This window comes from Nostoc sp. FACHB-892 (assembly GCF_014698795.1).
Classification (GTDB): Bacteria; Cyanobacteriota; Cyanobacteriia; order Cyanobacteriales; family Nostocaceae; genus Nostoc.
The window spans coordinates 317,059-338,266 of record NZ_JACJTR010000001.1; the positions used below are offsets into that span (position 1 = coordinate 317,059).

General features: G+C 38.9%; 17 protein-coding genes. 9 read left to right on the forward strand and 8 right to left on the reverse strand.

What is annotated here, in order from left to right; genetic code table 11:
- Positions 1-151 precede the first annotated feature (151 nt).
- From H6G96_RS01340 to H6G96_RS01360, 5 genes are all read right to left on the reverse strand, one after another.
- Complete coding sequence (locus tag H6G96_RS01340; protein ID WP_190909568.1) at positions 152-2,734, reverse strand: GAF domain-containing protein; 2,583 nt, start codon at positions 2,732-2,734, stop codon at positions 152-154.
- Positions 2,735-3,602: 868 nt separating this feature from the next.
- Entirely contained in the window at positions 3,603-4,205 is a 603-nt protein-coding gene (locus H6G96_RS01345) for a CPBP family glutamic-type intramembrane protease (protein ID WP_190909569.1), read from the reverse strand.
- 389 nt (positions 4,206-4,594) lie between these two features.
- Positions 4,595-5,680, reverse strand: a complete 1,086-nt coding sequence (locus tag H6G96_RS01350; protein WP_190909570.1) for a DUF3326 domain-containing protein — start codon at positions 5,678-5,680, stop codon at positions 4,595-4,597.
- Between the two features lie 93 nt (positions 5,681-5,773).
- A complete protein-coding gene (locus H6G96_RS01355; RefSeq protein WP_094351499.1) occupies positions 5,774-5,953 on the reverse strand; it encodes a hypothetical protein in 180 nt (59 codons plus the stop codon).
- A 147-nt stretch (positions 5,954-6,100) separates the two neighbouring features.
- Complete coding sequence (locus H6G96_RS01360) at positions 6,101-6,421, reverse strand: 2Fe-2S iron-sulfur cluster-binding protein (RefSeq protein ID WP_190909571.1); 321 nt, start codon at positions 6,419-6,421, stop codon at positions 6,101-6,103.
- Between the two features lie 186 nt (positions 6,422-6,607).
- On the opposite strand from H6G96_RS01360, the gene H6G96_RS01365 reads away from it, so the two are divergent.
- The 5 genes from H6G96_RS01365 to H6G96_RS01385 all read left to right on the forward strand — a co-directional run bounded on the left by H6G96_RS01365 (position 6,608) and on the right by H6G96_RS01385 (position 10,929).
- Positions 6,608-6,820: a hypothetical protein gene (locus H6G96_RS01365; protein WP_190909572.1), complete on the forward strand. Its 213-nt coding sequence runs from the start codon at positions 6,608-6,610 to the stop codon at positions 6,818-6,820.
- A 65-nt stretch (positions 6,821-6,885) separates the two neighbouring features.
- Complete coding sequence (locus tag H6G96_RS01370; RefSeq protein ID WP_190909573.1) at positions 6,886-7,362, forward strand: hypothetical protein; 477 nt, start codon at positions 6,886-6,888, stop codon at positions 7,360-7,362.
- Between the two features lie 92 nt (positions 7,363-7,454).
- Complete coding sequence (locus tag H6G96_RS01375; RefSeq protein ID WP_190909574.1) at positions 7,455-7,835, forward strand: DUF423 domain-containing protein; 381 nt, start codon at positions 7,455-7,457, stop codon at positions 7,833-7,835.
- Positions 7,836-8,159: 324 nt separating this feature from the next.
- Positions 8,160-9,050: a phosphate/phosphite/phosphonate ABC transporter substrate-binding protein gene (gene phnD, locus H6G96_RS01380; protein WP_190909575.1), complete on the forward strand. Its 891-nt coding sequence runs from the start codon at positions 8,160-8,162 to the stop codon at positions 9,048-9,050.
- A 19-nt stretch (positions 9,051-9,069) separates the two neighbouring features.
- Positions 9,070-10,929: an ATP-binding protein gene (locus tag H6G96_RS01385; protein ID WP_190909576.1), complete on the forward strand. Its 1,860-nt coding sequence runs from the start codon at positions 9,070-9,072 to the stop codon at positions 10,927-10,929.
- Positions 10,930-10,955: 26 nt separating this feature from the next.
- On the opposite strand, the gene H6G96_RS01390 is transcribed toward H6G96_RS01385, so the two are convergent.
- On the reverse strand, positions 10,956-11,720 hold the full coding sequence (locus H6G96_RS01390) for a nucleotidyltransferase domain-containing protein (RefSeq protein ID WP_199339338.1): 765 nt from the start codon (positions 11,718-11,720) through the stop codon (positions 10,956-10,958).
- Here H6G96_RS01390 and egtC point away from each other — a divergent pair.
- A complete protein-coding gene (egtC, locus tag H6G96_RS01395; protein ID WP_190909577.1) occupies positions 11,719-12,507 on the forward strand; it encodes an ergothioneine biosynthesis protein EgtC in 789 nt (262 codons plus the stop codon). The genes H6G96_RS01390 and egtC overlap by 2 nt on opposite strands.
- Before the next feature lie 290 nt (positions 12,508-12,797).
- Entirely contained in the window at positions 12,798-13,832 is a 1,035-nt protein-coding gene (gene egtD / locus H6G96_RS01400) for an L-histidine N(alpha)-methyltransferase (protein ID WP_190909578.1), read from the forward strand.
- A gap of 210 nt (positions 13,833-14,042) precedes the next feature.
- On the opposite strand, the gene H6G96_RS01405 is transcribed toward egtD, so the two are convergent.
- On the reverse strand, positions 14,043-14,375 hold the full coding sequence (locus H6G96_RS01405; protein WP_190909579.1) for a hypothetical protein: 333 nt from the start codon (positions 14,373-14,375) through the stop codon (positions 14,043-14,045).
- 1,727 nt (positions 14,376-16,102) lie between these two features.
- On the opposite strand from H6G96_RS01405, the gene H6G96_RS01410 reads away from it, so the two are divergent.
- On the forward strand, positions 16,103-17,272 hold the full coding sequence (locus tag H6G96_RS01410) for a PAS domain S-box protein (RefSeq protein ID WP_190909580.1): 1,170 nt from the start codon (positions 16,103-16,105) through the stop codon (positions 17,270-17,272).
- Between the two features lie 154 nt (positions 17,273-17,426).
- Complete coding sequence (gene glpK / locus H6G96_RS01415) at positions 17,427-18,941, forward strand: glycerol kinase GlpK (RefSeq protein WP_190909581.1); 1,515 nt, start codon at positions 17,427-17,429, stop codon at positions 18,939-18,941.
- 108 nt (positions 18,942-19,049) lie between these two features.
- Here glpK and H6G96_RS01420 read toward each other — a convergent pair whose 3' ends face one another.
- Complete coding sequence (locus tag H6G96_RS01420; RefSeq protein ID WP_190909582.1) at positions 19,050-20,336, reverse strand: MFS transporter; 1,287 nt, start codon at positions 20,334-20,336, stop codon at positions 19,050-19,052.
- Between the last annotated feature and the right edge of the window lie 872 nt (positions 20,337-21,208).

The window sequence follows — 21,208 nt, forward strand, 5'->3', positions numbered from 1 at the left end:
AGAGGACAAGAAGCAGGGGGCAGGGAGAAAGAGGACAAGGGGTAGGGGCAGCGAGAAAAGGGGAAAAAGAACCTGCATCAAGCCTTTTACTTACCCTTACACCCTGCTTCCTGCCCCCTGCCCCTTGCTTCTTCTTGCTTCTTCTACAAAGCTATACACTAGAGTTCGCTTCAGTAGTTTGATACGCTTGTAGGAGCCTTGCATGATCGAGAGTAAATCCTACTTGCATCGCTATCTGGGTAAATAAATCAATCTCAGGCTGTTGCCAATCACGGGGACCAGAACACTGATGTGCAATTAACAAACCAAATAGCTGGTCATCTTTGATAATGGGTGCTACTAAATTTGCTTTAACACCAAAGGATTCGAGCAGGTTAATGTGACAATCAGCTAAACCGGCCTCATAAATGTTGTTTGTTGCTAGAACACGACCAGACTGATACTTTTCTATATAGTTTTCTGTGAAACAAGGGTCGTAAATTTTAGACCGCAAAACTTTGGGATAACCTGGAACTACTGATTCAGCAATTATAATTCCGAACCAATTAGCGTAAAAGGTATAAACCAATACTCGATCAACACTCAGTGCTTTGCGAACCTCTTCCACAGTGGTTTTGATGACATCCTCTTCGTTAAGCGATTGGCGAATGCTGCGGGTAATATCCACCAGTAACTGACTTCGCCTACTTTCAGCTTCGATTCGTTGCAGAAGTCTTGCATGGTCGAGAGCAAATCCCACTTGCATCGCTATTTGGCCAAATAAATCAATCTCAGATTGTTGCCAATCACGAGGTTTGGAACACTGATGTGCAATTAATAAGCCAAATAGCTGTTCATCTTTAAGAATGGGGGCTACTAAATTTGCTTTTACAGCAAAGGATTCGAGTAAACTAATCTGATAATCAGCCAAACCCGCTTCATAAATGTTGTTTATTGCTAGAACACGACCAGACTGATAGTCTTCTACATAGCCTTGACCAAAATATAGGTCTTGGATTTCAGATCGCAGAACTTTTGGGTAGGTGAGAACAACTGATTCGGCAATCACAGTTCCAGAGTAATTAGCATTGAAGCTATAAACCATCACTCGGTCAGTACTCAGTACTTTACGAACCTCTTCTACAGTCGTTTTCAGGACATCCTCTTCGTTGAGCGATTGACGAATGCTACCGATAGTATCCGCTAGCAACTGACTCTGCACACCTTCAGCCTCGATTCGTTGCACGAGCCTTGCATGGTCGAGAGCAAATCCCACTTCCATAGCTATTTGGGCACATAAATCAATCTCAGACTGTTGCCAATCACGGGGCCTGGAGCATTGATGTGCAACTAATAAGCCAAACAACTGTTCATCTTTGAGAATGGGTGCGACCAAATTTGCTTTAACAGCAAAGGATTCGAGCAGGTTAATATGACAATCCCGCAAACCTGCTTCATAAATATTGTTTGTGGCTTGAACGCGACCAGACTGATACTTTTCTACATAGTCGTGAGCAAAACATGGGTCTTGGATTTCAGACCGCAAAACTTTTGGATAACCTGGAACCACTGATTCTGCAATCACAGTTCCAGACCAATCAGCGTTAAAGCTGTAAACCAACACGCGGTCAGTACTTAGTGCTTTGCGAACCTCTTCTACGGTGGTTTTGATGACATCCTCTTCGTTGAGCGATTGCCGAATGCTGCGGGTAATTTCAATAAATACCTCAGCTATATCTGCCTTCGTATCAACCTGTTCTAGAAGCTTAGTATAGTCAAGAGCAAATCCTACTTGTATAGCTATCTGAGCGAACAAATCAATCTCAGACTGCTGCCAAAAGCGAATTCTAGAACACTGATGTGCAATCAATAAACCGAATAGTTGTTTGCCTTTAATAATAGGTGCTACTAAATTAGATTTGACAGCAAACTGCTCCAGTAAGTCAATATCAGCATCACTAAGATCAGCTTGATAAATATTATCAATAGCACGGATGCAACCATTTTGGTATTTTTCTATATACCCAGCTTCAAAATCAGGGTCAGAGACTGTAATTCCTAATGTTTTAGGTAAACCAGGTGCTACTGATTCGGCGATAAAGGTTCCATTACAGTTGGAGTTGAAGCAAAAGATGGTTATGCGATCAATGCTTAAAGCTTTACGAATTTCTTCTGAGGTAGTTTTGAGAACGTCTTCTTCATTGAATGATTCTCGAACCCACCGGGTAATTTTCATCAATAGTTGAGAGTAATCAGCTTCGGCTTCTTTTTCCTTTATCAAAACTGAAAGTAGTTCTGTGAATAAGTTTATGTTTCTCTCTAACATCACTAATTCATCTTCGTTAGCGATGAAATATTGAGTAAACTCACTGTCTGGACGTAGCTTGTTTTTGATAAGATTAGAAGTTGCAGCAGCCTTGCTGACTCGACTCATAGCTCGATTAGTCACAAAAACAGCGATCGCAGCTGCCAAAATCGCTGTTACTCCCATACCACTTAACAACAGTGACAATTGTCTCTGTAGAGCAAGTTCAGTTTCCATTGAACTTTCCGCACTCTCAAGTCTGGCTTGCGGAATTTGTTTGGTGATTAAATTAATGCCGTAGTAGTAAGTAGCTGTTCCAATTGCAACCACAGGCAGAATACTGATACTTAGTGCCCAAACAACTGCTTTAGTCTTTAAATTCCATTTTTGTTGCCACAGCCTTTGTTGACGATTTCGTCTTGCTTGGTTTTGAGAAAAAGACTGATTCATAAATGAAACCTGAATTGCTGCAATTGAGAATCAAGTAAATAGCCTCACCACCAAGATTCTACACAAAACTTATTAAACAAGGACTGGCTTTTGGGAGTATTTTGAGGCACTAACCTTTTACATCATGCCCCACAACGCTTTTGTTGCCTTTTAAGCCTCTTGACAAAAGAGAAGCTTATTACTCGCTTTTTTACGTTCACGTAGCAGGAAGTGCGAGAATGAGTTGGGCTTTATACAATTTCGGTTTAGTAATTACACAAATATGCCGATAGGGGTGTACCATTATCCATTGGTGTCAACTTAATGTAAAACCAGCCTAAAATATGCTTTTAGAAATTATCTCATTTACAGCCAGAGGCTGGAAAAGAGGTTTAAAGGAGTTTCATGCTTAAGTTGACACCAATAGGCATTGCCATGCCCCTACAAGAAATTTATATATCAGAATTTTCGTGAATTGGTATTAGATGAATATTATTGTAGCTTACTTGACTAAAAATCTCTGTAGCTGCAATTACATAACACACTTTACAAGTGTTGCACGAAAAGCATCTAGCCAGAGCGCTTAAACCATGTAATTTACTCTATGGTTGATAGTGTGCGATGCCTGTGGTAGTCACTAACTTGTACTGAGCTTGTCAAGTCGCTTCTCTACGAGACGCTGCGCGTAGCTTGCTTCTCTGAAAGAGTACGCTCCAATTAAAAATTAAAAATTAAAGACAATTTGTGTTAGCTCTGAACTCACCATTAATTGTTCACGTAGCGTCCCATAGGGAAGACTGCCAAATCATTCGCGCAGCGTCTGTCTTAGACACGCTGTTCGCGTTTGTAGAGAAGTGCGGACTACGCCTACGTACTAATTCCTACAAGCTCAAAATTTATTTTTTAATTGTCGTAATTGCGACATTTTCCAGAAATAGCTAGAAATCCAATTGGTAATAATGTGAGCGACAATTGGCACTAATAAGTTGCCAGTAAGCAGGGCACTATATGCGAATATCATCCCCACAATTGTTGCCCAAATCACATAAGGCCATTGTTGAGAACCGCTAAAATGCAAGATGCCAAAGCAAAGACTTGATACAATGACAGCCAAATGATCCAAGCCTAATGCTGGCAGCATTACGCCCCGAAATAACAATTCTTCACTCAACCCTGGTAGTAACCCCAGCCAAATTAAGTCTGGTAAAGCTAAGGGCTTCAGTACCATTTCTAAATAATAATCTGCACTTTTACGGTAGGGAATCCAAACGCGATAAGCTACGCCACTTAAGGCGGTAATGGCGAATCCTAACCCTACACCCAACAGCAACTCTCTTTGGTTCAACTTCCAAGAAAGTAGAGAAAAGTTGCCTAAGTATAAGGAAAGTTTGGCGACTATCAACAAAATAATTGCAGTCGCTCCCATCGCCCCAAGTATTTGGATGCGCGTCAAGTATGGAATTTGTGGCTCTTTCTTTTGTTGTTCAATCACGGATTTTTAAGGGGAAGGGGCAGGGGAAGCAGGGGGAGCAGGGGGGAGTAATAAGCTGTTAAGCATATAAGAAAGCACATTCGGATCGCAGGGGGGCAGTTCTTGCTGGGAGCAAGGGAAAGGGTTTGCAGCTTTTATCACCATGAAAATGGTGCAATTTAAATGACGATTAGCTTATTATGTCCGCTGGATTCCTTAAACCCGAAGAACCCCATCCTGCCAAAGCTGTGCTTTGTCTACCCTCCTCGCTTGCGGGGAGAGGTTGGGGGTGGGGTTCTTTTATTATGGGTAATTTGGCGGACATGATATAACTCCTAACTACTGCCTCACTTTTCTACAAGAGGCTGCGCCCAAAGCGTAGCTATGCCGCACAGGCTTTACGGCTGCGCTCAGTGATCCTCTGCCTCCTGCCTCCTAACTACTGACTGCAAAGGTAATAATTTGGGACGGAGAGCGGAAGGATTGATGCCTGCTTTATGTGCTACCAATACACCCACTGCTTCTAAATATGAGTTTACCTGTATAGTTTTGATCCCCAAGGGTTGGGGAGGAACTTTTATCAGAGTTTTATTTTCTTCTACTGTAATTATTTGGCATTGTATTTGGCTTAAACTCAGTAAGGCACTGCTACCACAAGCAGTTGCAGGTAAGATCGCAGCATCCACTTCATTTGCCCAAATATCTCCTTGCTGTGATCCGATTGCTCCTCTCTCTATTATAAATTGTGGGGCACGACTTAATCCTACAAGCACGCAGGGCAAAAAGGTATAGCCTAATTCTTCGGCGGCGGAACGGGGAGATAAATCAGGCTGCGGAGGTTCGTTCAAAAGGGCAGGAGAATGGGCGCAAGGAATTTGAAAGGTTCGCACTAACAAATGGCTAATTACGGCTTCTGCACCCGCTAAAGAATCAACGCCTTCACCCTGGCGATATTTTTGTACTGCTTCCTCATCCATATCATCGGGGAAACGGGCAACAACTGCGATCGCTTCTGCCCCCGCTTTTTTAATTAATATCTCGGCCGCCCGTAATAGACTATCTGGGTTGCCAATTGTCCCCCAACTAGCTCCCGATGCTGTAGTGCGTAATTCTACATTTAATGGAGCATCAGTAATTACATAATCTGTTAAAGTCAATCCGAGAGTTGCTCTGACTGCATCGGCGGCTTGTATATGTCGTAGCCGTAACTCTGGCTCAATAGCTTGGTCTAAAAGCAAACCCACTTTGTTGTTGCGGACTGGACGCAAACCCCAACATCCAGAAGCGAATTTGTCAAGCCCATAACCTTCAACATAGAAAGCATTAGGGAGATTCCAGTACAAACTTGCGCCATTCAGGACATTGGGGTGAGTAATTAGGCGATCGCAAACCTGTGCTATAACTTTGGCAACAGGTAAAGCATCTCCTGCATAACCCCCAATGGCAGCCCCAACGCCTGTCGGTACAATTAAAATAGCGGTATATGGACGATTCATCTTAAGTTATGAGTGCTGAGTGCTGAGTTATGAGTTATGAGTTATGAATCACAAGCCATCAAATACTAACTCCTAACTCCTAACTCCTAACTTTTAACTCTTAACTGTAGTTACCACAGCTTCAACTGTAGCTTTTTGTTCGTCAGCATCCACAGAAGTAACTGCCCAACGCAGAGGTTCGCCTTGTTTCTTCAACTCTGTTTCAATTACTTCTAGTAACTCTGCGGGAGTTTCTTGTAAATCAATTTCTGCGGTAATAAAATGAGTTGTCATTTTGGTAAATCCTGTTGATTTGTAGTTTCTAGAATAGCTGATTTCATCTTTAATGAAATACTTGTGTAATTTATCAAGTTTGGTAATCTCTGTGAACAGTTATTCAGTTATGAATAATCATCCGATATACTGATAACTGTTCATTGATTATTTGCCTTTGCCAAATTGTAACTGATAAAGTTCATCTTCTTTTTCCGTCTGAATTTTCAAATCAGAAAGGGGTTTGGCAATACAAAGCAATACGTAACCTTGCTTTTGCAAATCTGGGCTAACGCCCATACCATCAGTTTGATCCACAGTTCCGTCGCTTATTTGACCGGCGCAAGTTGTGCAGACACCTGCATTGCAAGAACTCGGCAGTTCTAAACCAGCAGCATCGGCAGATGATAATATCGTTTCATTTTCAGGAACTTGCAAGGTATGAATTTTGCCTTGGTGATCAATTTCTACGGTGTAAGTTTTGGACATATACAAAAGAAGCGTGATGCAACGGACAAATGTATTAGTTTATCTGAATTAGTTGAAAATATCCAGATATTACTATAAAAGTTTAGGTAAAAGATTGATAATTATAGCAAACAATTCTGAACAACTTTTAGGTTGGTAACATTATTTACTATCCAATACACAAATAAATTAGTTAAATTTGCTACTATGAATATGCGCGTAGGCGTAGCCCGCCGTAGGCATCGCGTTTCCTTAGAGACTGTATCTGTAAGTCTGCCTTTTGGCATTGGTTCGATGGCTTGGAAAGTTGACACCACACCAAAAAATAATAATTGTTGGCCCTTCCTGTCCAAAGTATATGCGGTAGCCAGAACCATAGTCTATTCTAATAAATGTATTAAATTTGCAGTAATAGATTGATATACTAGAACCTTTACGAAAGTCAGGTTAAAATCGCTAGCAAAGTTAAAATCTGAAGTGGAACTATGAAAACTGCTGAAAAATTGGCTGCTGGTTGGCTATTGACACTCGGATTCATGTTTGTAACTCTATCAGTAACAGCCGTATTTGAAAAATGTGCTACACGTAAAGCCATCATAATACCTACAGATGAGTATGATTTTACTGCACCAAGTACTACTTATAAAGATGATAATGCTGTTGGTGGTCTAATTTTTGGTGTTCCTACTCTAACATTGGGTACATGGTTAGCATTGGGATTGTACCGTCAAAGCCGACAGGAGAAAAAAGCGCTTAATCAACAAGTTAGCGATCGCCTACAATCGATTTTTTATGAGATGCTACAAAAAAATCATGGCCGCGTTACTGTTTTAGGCTTTGCAATGCAGTCACAACTATCCGCAGCCGATGCCAGACAATATTTAGATGAAAAAGCTAAAGACTTCAATGCAAACTTTAAGGTGAACGAAGAAGGGGCTGTATCATATCATTTTGATGTCTAATCGTCATTTGTCATTAGTCTTTGTCCTTTGTTATTAACTAATGACTAATGACCAATGACTAATGACTGATAATCAACTTACGGCTAGGTCTAATGACGCAGATTTTTTTGAGCGTAGCTGCTATTTTAGGCGGTTTGTCAGTTGCTGCTGGTGCTTTTGGTTCCCATGCCTTGCGGGAAAAAATTAGTGAGCGATCGCTAGAAATTTTTGAAACTGGCGCTCGTTACCAAATGTATCATGCTCTGGCACTTTTTCTAGTAGCAATACTAATTAGTCGCACCGAAATTCCTCAACCTACTCTTGTCGCCAGTGGATGGCTGTTTGTCATTGGCATTGCTATTTTCTCAGGTAGCTTGTACGCCCTTAGCTTAACCGGTATTAAATCTTTAGGAGCGATCGCACCGCTAGGCGGCGCAGCCTTTCTTGCTGGTTGGGGTACTTTGGCTTTTGCCGCTTGGACTTTAAAGTTGTAAGAAGTTAGAAATTAAGAGTTAAAGGAATACCAAAAAATTAATTATCCGATATTTGTAGGATACGTTAATGAAGTGTAATGCTCCATCTTTATTTCACGTATTACTGTGTATTACCTCCTTCTATCGAAAGCATCCTACAAATTGGATATTTTTTTCATTGGAAGTCAGTCTTGAAAGCAATAAAAATATTTTCAAATAGGATTTACAAATAAAAATTATTTACGTAAATTTACAGAAGTCATTAATATAAAGAAGCAATAAACTGCATAAGTATATTACTAAATAGCAGCTAAAAATTTTACATTTGTAATATCGTTTGCACTTATGAAACGGCGTAACTTGCTTTGGTATTCGCTCGTGTTTGCTGCTGGCTGCACGACAGGAGTAAATTCTCCTACTAATAGTTCAGAACCGATGACAATAGCTCCACCCAAAAATCTCAAATTTGCAGTTACAGACGTTATTGGAATTAAAGGCTTACAAGAAGATTATGAACTTTTTCGCACCACATTAGAAGAGATATTAGGCATAAAAATTGAGTTTTTTCCTGTAGAGAATACCACAGCAGCAGCACCAGCACTGTTATCTAGGGAAGTGGATATTGTATTTGCAGGGCCTTCAGAATACTTGATTTTAAATTCTAGGGCAAAGGCTATTCCTATAATTGCTATTGAGCGCACGAACTACCATTCGATTATTGTAGTTCGTGCTGATAGTCCAATTAAATTATTAGCTCAATTGAAAGGCAAAACAATAGCCATGAGGAAAATTGGCTCCACGTCTGGACATCTTGCTCCTACAAAGCTACTGATAGATGCTGGATTAGATCCAACAACTGACTTCAAAACTGTCATGTTAGATGATAAGGGAGTACAAGCTTTAAAAAAAGGTGAGGTAGATGCTTGGGCAACTGCATCTGACAGATACAAAAATATTCTAGAGTCTGAGGGCTTATCTGAAGAAGATTTTGTTGTAATTTTTAAAGGGCCATTACTTCCTCATGATGTATTTGTTGCTAGTAATCAGTTGGCATCTAGCTTTATAGTAGATATGCGATCGCGCATGATGAACCATCAGGATAAACTAATTAAAAGTTTAGTGGCTACTAAAGCAAACCAAAAATATAAAGGAAGTAAATTAGTTATAGCAAATGATGCTGATTATAATATGATTCGTGAAGTCTATCAAAAAATTGGGCAAGGAAGTTTTTTATAACAATATAGTTGATAAATAAATGATAGCTAATGGAAAACACTATTTAAAAAGGATTTTTATCTTACTTAGTCACTTAAGTCATAATTGGAATATATCTAAAAAAATTAGTTATGGCTATGCTTTGGCAGTTAGTATTACTTTTATCGGTACAACCTGCGGTTTGTTACTTGCATACCATTATGAAACAATTGCTCAGAAAAAATTAAATTTATCTTATCAACAACAATCTCTATTAAAAGATTTAGAAAATGCAATAACTAGAGTGCGGCTACACCCACAAAGGTTAGTTACCGTATTAGAAAGTTCTATTTGGTTAGAATTTGAAAAAAATAGATTTTTAGATGAGATTAGTCAAGTTGAGCAGCAATTGTCAAGAATCGAAACTTTTGTAAATATTTATGCTCATGATTCAAAAGTAAAGAATACAGACTTATTAAATTTATTGGATAATTATAAAAAAACTACAAAAGTCTATACTTTGATAGTAAAAAGCTTTTGGCAGCAGATTGAACAAAACCAATTGTTAGCAAAAAAAACAAAAGTTGATCAGCAAGAGCTATTATTTTTTTTCAAAAAACAAGTTAATATTTCGATTGAATTTGAGAAACTTTCAGACGAGTTGATTCGGATAATTGGATATGCTGAAATTCAAGAAAAGCAAGCATATGCTAGTTTTGATAGGGCACAAAAACTGCGAATTAAAGTTATCCTTGGAAGTATGCTGTTATCAGCTGCGATCGCAGCTATACTAGCAATATATACCAGTAAGTTAATTGCTCGTCCCCTACAAATAGTTACTAACGTTGCTATAAAAATCACACAAGAATCCAATTTCCAACTCAGAGCTAATGTCACCAGCAACGATGAAGTAGGGATATTAGCTAATTCTCTGAATCAATTGGTGGAATGGGTAGGAGATTACACCCAAGAACTAGAACTAGCTCGCCAAAGTTTAGAGCAACGGGTAGAAGAACGAACCCAAGAACTAGAACTAGCTCGCCAAAGTTTAGAAAAACGGGTAGAAGAACGAACCCAAGAACTTCAAAAAACCTTGCAAGACTTAAAAGAAACTCAAGGGCAATTAATTCAAACAGAAAAAATGTCTTCTCTTGGGCAGATGGTAGCAGGTATAGCTCATGAAATTAACAATCCTGCTAATTTTATTTATGGTAATATTCAATGTGCCAGTGACTATACTCAAGACTTGCTTAATTTAGTGAGTTTATATCAGCAAGAATATCCAGATCCCATCTGGTTGATTGAAGAAAAAATCGAAGAAATTGATTTAAAGTTTATTCATAAAGATTTGCCACTCTTGCTTTCTTCCATGAAAACTGGAACTCAGCGCATCCGAGAAATCGTATTATCTTTGCGAAACTTTTCCCGATTAGATGAAGCTGATATGAAAGAGGTAGATATTCATGAAGGAATTGAGAATACGTTGTTAATTCTGAATCACAAACTTCACTCAGAAATTGAAGTAATTAAAAACTATAGAATTTTACCCTTAGTTGAGTGTTATCCAGCACAACTAAATCAGGTATTTATGAATATTCTAAATAATGCCATAGATGCTTTGCTAGATCACAAAGCTGATTTAGATAAAAATAAAAAAATTATTATAAATACATTCAATATAGATGATGTTTACATTAAAATAGGTATCAAAGATAACGGCTCTGGAATTCGACAAGAGATTAAAAATAAACTGTTTGATCCTTTTTTTACAACTAAACCAGTTGGTAAAGGAACTGGGTTAGGTTTAAGTATTTGTTATCAGATAATTGACAAACATAACGGTAAAATAGAAGTAATCTCAGAATTTGAACAAGGTACAGAATTTATAATCTTATTACCAATAAAAACACAACTAAACTAGTGCCACTGCGTGAATAAAACGCAGCCTCACATAAAATTAGTATTAACTCTCAGGCGTACTAGCAAATTATGCAAAGCCGCATTCGCCGAAGGTGTTTCGGGTAATGGGCTAGATTTATATGCCTCATGCAACTTATTACGCAGACGTTCATATTCTATTTGATGAAAAGCTAGATTAGCATTTGACAAAATAGACCTTTCTGTACCTGCTAACTTTTGAACGATTAAATCATGAATATATGGTAAATTAAAAACCTCATCCAGCTTAATTAAATTAGCTTCAACTACACCTGTTTGCATCAGATGAATGCCAGTCAAGAGAACTCGATAAACATAAAGTAATGCCTTGAGCCGATACGTCTGTTCTTTATTAAAAAGTTTCCATTGTGTTGCCGCAAAACCAATATAATGGTAATAATGGTGACAAGTAATGCAATCTTTGGCAATAAATTTTAATTCTTCATGTTCTGGTGAAGTTGTTAATACTAAAGGTGAATATAGTTGTTCTAACACGTAACCGTTCTTTTTAAGTAGCATTAAAAAGAATTTTTTGACATCCTGAGTTACTAAATCAATTTCCAAAGATTCACAAACTTCTGAAACTTCAATAGTTTCATCCCCAGTTTCTAATCCCACCACTTCTTCAACTGGTAAAATATGCACCCCACGCAAGTCATAATCAGAATCAGGTGACGGAAATCCATATAAGTGAGAGCCACTAATGATGGCGAATAAAAGCGGGTAAGGCTGTTGCCTAATAATTGTGTTAATTAAAGGTGGAATATTCATCATGTCCCGTTTACTTGCTTACCTCGGTTTGCCTGTTTCTTTAGAGCATCTTCTGTATAAACCAGAGCACTCATTGATAGTCCAGAGTTATCAACCCCACGAAATGCCCTCTGGGGTAGTAAATGCAGATGGTTTTGGTGTGGGTTGGTATCATAACCAAAAAGATATCGAACCCTTTACCTACAAAAATACCCTACCTATTTGGAATGACATAAACTTACCCAGTCTCAGCCGTTACATTGAATCAAAGTGTGTACTTGCTTATGTCCGCAGTGCTACATCCGAACAAGCCGTAGATTTTGCTAATTGTCAGCCCTTTAAGCATCAACAACAGCTATTTATTCATGATGGAAAAATCCAAAATTTTCGCAAAACATTACACAGAAAAATCCGCAGCACTTTAACTCAAGATTTTTATGAAAAAATTAATGGTAGTACTGACTCAGAACACATTTTTGCATTGTTACTTTCACAAAGTAAAATTAACAAACATCGACCTCTAGAGTATGCTTTACGTACCACATTATTAACACTCTTAGAGATGGCAAAGCGCTATCAAGTAGAAGCCTCAATTAATGTAATCTTTAGTGACGGACATCGCCTGATAGCTTCTCGCTTTGCTACCATCTCCCCAGCTCCATCTCTTTATTGGATACGAGATTCTCTGGCTTTTTCAAAATCTGTAATTATCGCATCCGAACCACTATTTATAGGTAATTGGATAGCTTTCCCAGAAAATAGCATCATTACTGTGGGAACAGACGGTGAGATCCAAATTGAGCAAATTTAGTGTAGAAAAGTTTATTTTTCAAACCTTCTATGAATATTGCCCGAAAAATTTTGCGCTATTCCAAGATATGGATGAAGCCACATTCTATAGTTAGCCTCATCCTGACTTAAGCCGCTGTTGGCTGGTAATTGGGGCATATTGTCATTTAAATCGCTAAATCCCTAAAAATAACTTTAGAACTTGAGCAATATGGCTCAAGCATGATTTTATTAGCTATGGCTATATGTTTCACTAATTAGGGTAAAGGTCCCATCACAGGTAATCTATTACGCCAAGCATACGGAGGTTTAATGTCGATATCTAAAGCTGCCAATAGGAACGTTACTTCTCAAAGCAGCGTTGAAAAACGCTTGCAGATACAGCGTTTGCTAGCTGCGACTCAAATAATTGCACCTAGTACTGGGAGTGATGTAGTAAAGGGATTAACTCAAACATCTAAATCTCTACCCCCCTGTTACTTTTATGATGACCGTGGTTCTGAGCTATTTGAGCAAATCTGTGATTTACCAGAATATTATCTCACACGCACAGAAACAACGATTTTACAGCAGTATGCTGGCGAAATTGCCGAGATAACTGGCGCTTGTGAATTAGTAGAACTTGGCAGTGGCAGTTCTACCAAAACCCGCATTTTACTAAATGCCTACCAGCAGCTAGGCTATCCCCTGCACTACCTACCAATTGATGTATGTGCAGGTATGTTAGAAAGTAGCGCCAAGCAGTTATTAAGAGATTATCCCTCACTGCAAGTTTATGCTTTAGCGGGAACCTATGAATTAGCCCTTGCAAAACTCCTACCGACGCAATTACCCAGCCGAATGGTTTGTTTTATTGGTAGCAGTTTAGGTAATCTTACACCTAGTGAGTGTGATGTTTTCTTCTCTCAAATTACAGAAGCCCTACAAGTAGGTGAGTATTTCTTGCTGGGAGTAGATTTACGAAAGCCAAAACAGATTTTAGAACCAGCTTATAGCGACAGTCAGGGAGTGACGGCAGCATTTAACGTCAATATGCTAGAGCATTTAAATCAACGGTTTGAGGGGAATTTTGACACTACCCAGTTTGAACACTGGGCGTTTTACAATGAAAGTGAGCATCAAATAGAAATGCATTTACGCAGCCTGCGATCGCAAATTGTAGAATTACGCGCTCTTAATCTCAAGGTTAATTTTGCATTAGGTGAGACTATCCTCACCGAAATTTCCCGCAAATTTGACCTCAATACTCTCAAGCAGCAACTCGCTGCACAGGGTTTATCACCTCTTCATGTATGGACAGATCCAAATCAATGGTTTGGTTTATTACTCTGTCAACTGCAAGCATAAAGCAAATCAGAGTATACTTCATATATATAGAGGATAGAGGTTCTCAGTTGAGTCCAATATTGACTTAACAAGAACAACCCACACCAGTGAGAGAGATTCTAATTTTTCTCTCTCACTGTGGTAGCATTTTTACCAGTTACTGATGTATCTTATATGTCAATGTACATCTTTAATTAGCCCAAACAAATAAACTAAATATTTAGCCCGTGATTATTGCTGCATCGAAGGTGTGGGAAAAATTCTGCTGAATATAGGAACCCGTGGCTGCGGCTTAGTTGCAGTTATATTGGCATTATCAGCTAAATTGGCATTAGCACCAGAAGAATTATTGGCTGCCTCAGAGAGGATAGGTGGTTTGCTATTAGTAGAATTGGCAAAATCGCTCAATTGGATAGCCGAAGGTGAACTTGAAGATATGGAAGTAATATTATCAAGATTTTGGCTGTTAGATTTTACCGGAGTTTCAGCTTGAGATGGAGTAATGATGAAAGCCGAGCTTGTTCCTAATGCCAGTATGAGCAGATTAAAAATATATTGTCGCATGGGAATTTTTCAAATTGGTTAATAAGTGTTTAAAGCTTCAAGAAGTTGTATTCGTTCTCAGTTGGAAATAAAATCTTGATTTTCCAAGATAAATCACCTCGCTGTTAGAGAAAACCTGATTACAGCGATTTGCAGATGAATAGACTAGTAACGTATACTTTGGATTTGAATGCAGCTTAGTACATTGATTCACTCATGAAAGCTAACTCCTTCAGCTACCTTTTTCAGAAGGTAAGGAGAAGCTAAACTCTACTCTCCTTTTAAGAAAAAGTTTATTGTATAATTACGGAATCAATATTATAGAGAGTCTGCAAATAGATCCACTTGGAATAATTGACGTTTATTCATCAATTAAGCCAGCACAACTATTAATAATTTAGTTGTATTTGTCTTATTCTTAAATGAGGAATTACACTGAACTTTGTGAAAAAACTAATTTTCAGCAAATCATCCGCTAAATCGCATATTTAATGAACTACAACCAACAATATATAAAGTTTTAATAAAACGTGATTTTTATACAGTGGCTTTCTTGAAGGAGGCAGGCTAGCCAAATTCATTAATGGTTCACACAGGGTAAGCAAACAGTATAAACGCGCTCAATGAGCAAGTATACTGGCATCCGTTAAGTTGATACAGCAGTTTTCAGGTATTTAAACTACAACTGAGACAGAGAACAGGGAGTTGTATAGTCCAATTATTTAAAAGCGCTGTTAACTGACGTAAGTAAAAAGAAGTGACGAGATGAGATTCTATAGTATTTACATCTCACCCATCACTCCTTATAGTTTGCGCGTTGATAAGCTGTTACGCATTTTTAAATTACAACAGCTTACTACTTGATTTATCCTCTAACTAAAGAGGCGAATAATTATTAAGTTTATTATGTGATTTTATATACAAATGCTTTTAACTTATAATATCCATTAGTCTTATTCTTGTTTATGCCAGATAGTTACTTAATGGATTTATTGTGGAAATCGAAAAGCTCAGATTACCGACTTTTCCAACAAGTTGAGATATTTTTGTTACTATAATATGTATTCATAAGCACAAAAAAACTTAACTTATATTATATATCTTTGGTAGTATTAGCTTGATGCCTGTGATGGAAGTTAGGGAAAAAATTATAAGTTATGCTAAGTAATTATGGAAACAATGATTATTAGCAGCTAAATCATTCATTGGGATAATGGCAAAGTAATTTAAACAAAAATAGGGGTTTAAGGTTTAGATCCAGGGTTTTCTGACTGAGGTGTTTTATCTAATTTCTCTGCCAGATATAATTGTGACTGATTTGTAAGTTAAGTTACAAATTAGCATAATTTGAGGTTAGCGGATTTTGCATTCGTATTTAGTTGAGTTTACCGAATCTTCCCACTGAAGGTAGAAGTAATATTTAGTAAAATGCCGTAGGCTTTTTTACAAAAAGCATCTGAGTGCAATATACACTCTCTAATTCCCTAGATTCAATCTGCTTTGAGCATCTAGGTTAAATGCAATACGTGTCAATTACAAAACTAGACCACGTGTAGCGTTATGGGACATAATAAATTGTCCAAAATCTAGAATAAACGTACTCTTATAGGTTTTATTGAATAATAATTCCAGTATATATTTAGTTAAAATTAGAACTTAGCAATGCAAGAAATGCTGCAATTATTATTCAGTAATTTACCTAGTAGATTTTTTGCTTAAACTCTGCAAGTAAGTAGCAGGAATTTAAGGTGAACATAGAAAAATTTATCCAACACTCAGAAACATTGCACAATCGTTTAGCAGATTTATACCAAACTGCTAGCGTATTACCTTGGATTTCACCGGATCTTCTGCCGCATGCTTTTAAGGAACTTTATAACACCTCAAAGGTAGTGCAGTTAGCAGCAGAAGAACTCCATCAGCAAAATGAGGAACTAATACAAACACGGAATTGCTTAGAAACAGAACGCCAATACTATCAAGAATTATTCGAGTTTGCGCCTGAAGCCTATTTAGTGACTAATATAGAAGGAATCATTCAAGATGCTAACTTTACCGCAGCTAAATTGCTCAATGTTTCAAAGCAATTGTTGGTGGGCAAACCCATAATTAGCTTCGTCCCTCTAGAAGAACGTCAGCACCTTCGTAGCGAACTCATCCAACTGTCTCAATCAGATAGAGTTAAAGAGCTATTGATACGTTTGCAACAACGTCATGGTGATTTCTTTGATGCAGCTTTGACAGTGGCAGTTGCCCGCAATCCACAGGGTAAAGCAACTTCTCTACGCTGGGTATTACGCAATATTAGTGAACGGAAGCGAGTAGAATCGGCAGTAGTCAAAAATGATAGCGACTTCTCTCATGATCGTCCCGTGCAAAAATATTCTAAAGGAGAAACTATCCTCCTTAACCCATTAGTAATTTTATATGTTTGTCAGGGTTTGGTCAAACTTAGTACCTATTGTGAAACGGGTGAAGAAGTTTTAATAGGATTGGCAACAGCAGGAATGGTTTTTGGCTCTAGTTTGACATCTCTAAACATTTACCAAGCCACAGCCCTCTCTGATGTTGAACTAGTGTCAATTTACGCAGCAGAGATAGCTGCTTCCCCTAACCTGAGCCATATCCTTTTACCAAAAATTAATCAACGCTTACGGCAAACAGAATCTTTTTTAGTCATTTGTGGAAGACGACGAGTACAAGAGCGCTTACACCATCTATTACAACTTTTGAAACAGGAAGTTGGTGAAAGTGTGCCGGGGGGAACTCGCCTAAATGTTCGCTTTACTCACGAAGATATTGCTAGCGCTTGCTGCACTACCAGAGTAACAATTACACGATTGCTCGGAAAATTACAAGAGGAAGGTAAAATCAGTTTTGACTTAAATAAACACATGATATTAAGAGATTTTGATTAATTACTTATGGGTATCCCATGAGAAAATGTGACCTTATTCTTATCTTCTTATCTCGCAGAGAGGCATCGCAGTATTCAAAAATGTACCCAAAATAATGTATATCTAAATTTGACGTGTATTGCTAAAATCGCGATCGCAGCATGTCAAAGCAGCTATGCACACACTTGGCAACACAACTCCATCATCAAGCTACATCTTAGCGCTGGACTTAGGGACGACAGGCAACCGCGCTTTTGTGTTTAACGCAGACGGCAAGATTGTTGGTCAGGCGTACAAAGAACTAACTCAGTATTATCCTCAGCCCGGATGGTTGGAACATGATCCTCAACAAATCTGGGAAGATACGTCTTGGGTGATGCAAACCGCCATTAAGAATGCCCAGATTGCTCAATCAGCGATCGCAGCCTTGGGGCTAACTGTACAGCGTGAAACCTGTTTGATTTGGGACAAAACCACTGGTAAACCACTCCATAGAGCGATTGTCTGGCAAGATCGCCGCACTGCTCCCCTTTGCCACCAATTACAAGAGCAAGGCTATGCTAATGAAATTTACGATCGCACCGGATTAATCATTGATGCCTACTTTTCTGCTACCAAGCTCAGGTGGCTATTAGACAAGTTTCCAGATGTTGACCTGAACAATATTTTAGTAGGTACTATTGATACCTGGGTGCTGTGGAACCTCACAGGTGGGAAAGTCCATGCTACTGACCACAGCAACGCCAGCCGGACAATGTTGATGAATCTCAAAACCTGTGAGTGGGATGAGAAATTACTGGAACTATTTCAGATTCCGGCGCATATTTTGCCCCACATTCAGCCTAGTTTAGGAGTATTTGGAGTTACTGATACTACTTTGTTGGGCGCTGAAATTCCCATTACTGCCATCTTGGGAGATCAACAAGCTGCTCTATTAGGTCATGGCTGCGATCGCCCCGGTTTGATTAAATGTACTTACGGAACTGGTAGCTTTTTAGTAGCTCACACAGGCGAGCAAATTGTGCGTTCGCACCATCAACTTATATCCACGGTGGCATGGACACAAGCAAATTCCAGGGGAACTTTAGATATAGGCTATGCCTTAGAAGGGAGTATGTTTACTAGTGGAGCTTGTATTCAATGGTTACGCGATCGCCTGAAGCTGATTAAAACTGCTGCTGAAAGTGAAACGATGGCAAATCAAGTAACAGATAATGGCGGAGTCTACTTTGTGCCTGCATTTAGTGGGCTAGGCGCACCCTATTGGGATATGAGTGCTAGGGGAGCCTTTTTCGGCATTACCGCCAGTGTACAACCAGAGCATCTAGTACGCGCCGTATTGGAAGCGATCGCTTATCAAGTTGTGGAAGTGGTGCAAGCAATTAATGCATCTAGCAGTACTCCAGTTGGTCGATTAACCGTAGATGGTGGTGCTTGCGAGAATAATTTTCTAATGCAGTTCCAAGCTGATGTATTAGGTATTCCAGTTGAACGGCCGATAATGCGCGATACGACCGTTCAGGGGGCAGCATTTGCAGCAGGTTTAGCTATAGGATTTTGGGAGAACTATGAAGCGCTCGTGCAACAACGGCAAATTGAACGTGTGTTTGAGCCGAGGAGCGATCACCCATTGTCCAACTTTGCTACTTGGCAAAAGGCAGTGAAACGCACTCTCGCTTGGGGGGAGTAAGGGAATTGTAAATAAAAAAATATCCTATCGCTTTAAGTGCAGGGGGGAGGGAAAGTCATAGTGAAGTTCAGAAATTGGATAATTTATTTTTCGGAGTTCCCTAAATGCTTACTGCTCAGGCAAGGCTTTAACTGAATGGTTAGTAAAATTTTGTTCCAGATAGCGTGGATCGGTTACTCCTAAGTGCAAAACAAGTGCTGTAATTAATCCACCTATAGCTGCTACTAAGAAAGCAGTTTTATAGTCAATATTGTCCACTATCCATCCACCTAAAAGGGGAGCCAGGATCGTGGCAGGGGCGACAAGAGTATTGCCAAGACCAATATAAGCTGGTCGTTGGCGCTGGTTACCAAACTCTAAGGTCATTACCGCAGCAATATTTTGCAGAGCGCTCATACCTATACCCGCTCCTATAAACACCAAGTAAAAAGAGTTTACATTGGGTGCTAGCCCAGCTAGAACCGAACTGAACGCACAAATAATAGAACCAGCCTCCAAAACTAACTTATTACCCCAGCGATCGCCTACCCAACCCAAAACCAATCCAGCAATAGTTTGCGTTAACATCAGCAGACCAGTAATTAATCCAATAGATTCTTCTCCCATCCCATGTTTGTGTACGGCATAAAGTGTATAAAAGGGAAGTGGCATTAATGCTAATTGTGAAAGCATACGTGTAATCACAAAGCAACGGAAATTCTTATCGCACCGGAGAATCACACTAAGACTGGCCCAAAATTCACTTCTAGTTCCAATGGTAGATAATGAGTTGCTTACTGGCTCTCGCGTTCTAGACATAAAAAACCAAGATAGAGCCATCGCAACGCTAGCACACAAAAAACAGAGAGCAAAGTTAAATGGCTGGGCAATTTGCTTAAGCAGTAAACCAGCTATCAAAGCACCAAAAATGCTCATCAGATTAGCAGCCGCCGATAAAGCACCGTAAAAAATACCAAGCCTTCCGGGGGGAATAATTTTACCAACCATGCTTTGCCAAGCAGTAGCACTTAATCCGCCACCTAGTCCCTGCCAAATGAGTATGGCAAATGTTAGATATAAAAGAATTTGGCTATTGAGTTGTAGCTGTAACAAAGCAACCAGTGCTAAACCGAAAAAAGGAAATCTCTGGTGAATTGTCAACCACATTACAGTTGGTTTGTAATACTGTAGTCGAGCTATTTTTTCAGCTGTTAATAGCTGAGGTAGTTGCCAGCCTAAACGCGGAATAGCTGGGATCAAACCGATGAGCAATGCAGAATGGGTAAAACCGCTAACAAATAGAGGAATAATTGTGATATAGGAGGCAAAACCAGTTGCCAAACCAAAAAATGCACTTTCAGTAATATTGACAGTCAAGTTATGGCGAAGGTCTTTTGGAATTTGAGAATTAAGCATTTTTTATAGATATTGCAAATGTAAATAAGTAATTTTTTGCACGTCAAAATCTGGCTTTTTTCAAGCCACATTCAGATAATTCAAAATTTGAAAAATAACGCTGTGAGGAATCAATCCCCTAGTCTGACGAGCGATAAATGCTTCTGTAATTTATTGCCCTTCTTCGTCAGACTCTGTCGGAATCGTGTTTCCCTAGAATAGGAGAATGACCGTGATAAACCTTAATTGAGCGAGAGCTTGACATCGCCAAGCAAATAGCGCTTATTACCACCCACATACGCAGATTTACATAGCTTTATACTTTTAGATTTTCTATTTTTTTACTCACTGGTGATTTGAGAAAGTTTGGGCAGCATTTTAAACCGATTTATATTCTTTTTTAGGCGCTTAGTTAAGTGGTAAGTACCGAACAAAAACCTGAGTTGCTTCCATAGATAGTTCCCAGATGTGACACTTAAATTATCATTAGAGAATATTTTTATAAAAAAAGCCTAAACTATGCGTTTGCAATATTTTTGGTAATTTACGCTCCAACAACTTGGAACAAATTCTATGCCGTGTGTAACTTTGCCTCAAACCCAACCCCAACCCCTACCTTTTCTACGAGAGACTGCGCCAGCGGAAGGGTAGCAAGAATCAAAGCCTCTCAGAAGTGAGAGAGGAGAGATTTAATGTTGACGCAGCACTTATGCAAGCGATCGCAAAACATAGAAAGCGATAAGATACTGGTGTATAAACTTAGGTATGCTTAGAAAGTGTGACTCCTCAGTGTTAAATCTGCGGAGTTTTTTAATAGGTAATTATCTTCTTTTTTCTCGCTCCAGAAATTAAGGGATTGAAGCCATCCTTTTTCTGCATAGGGCAAGAGTCAT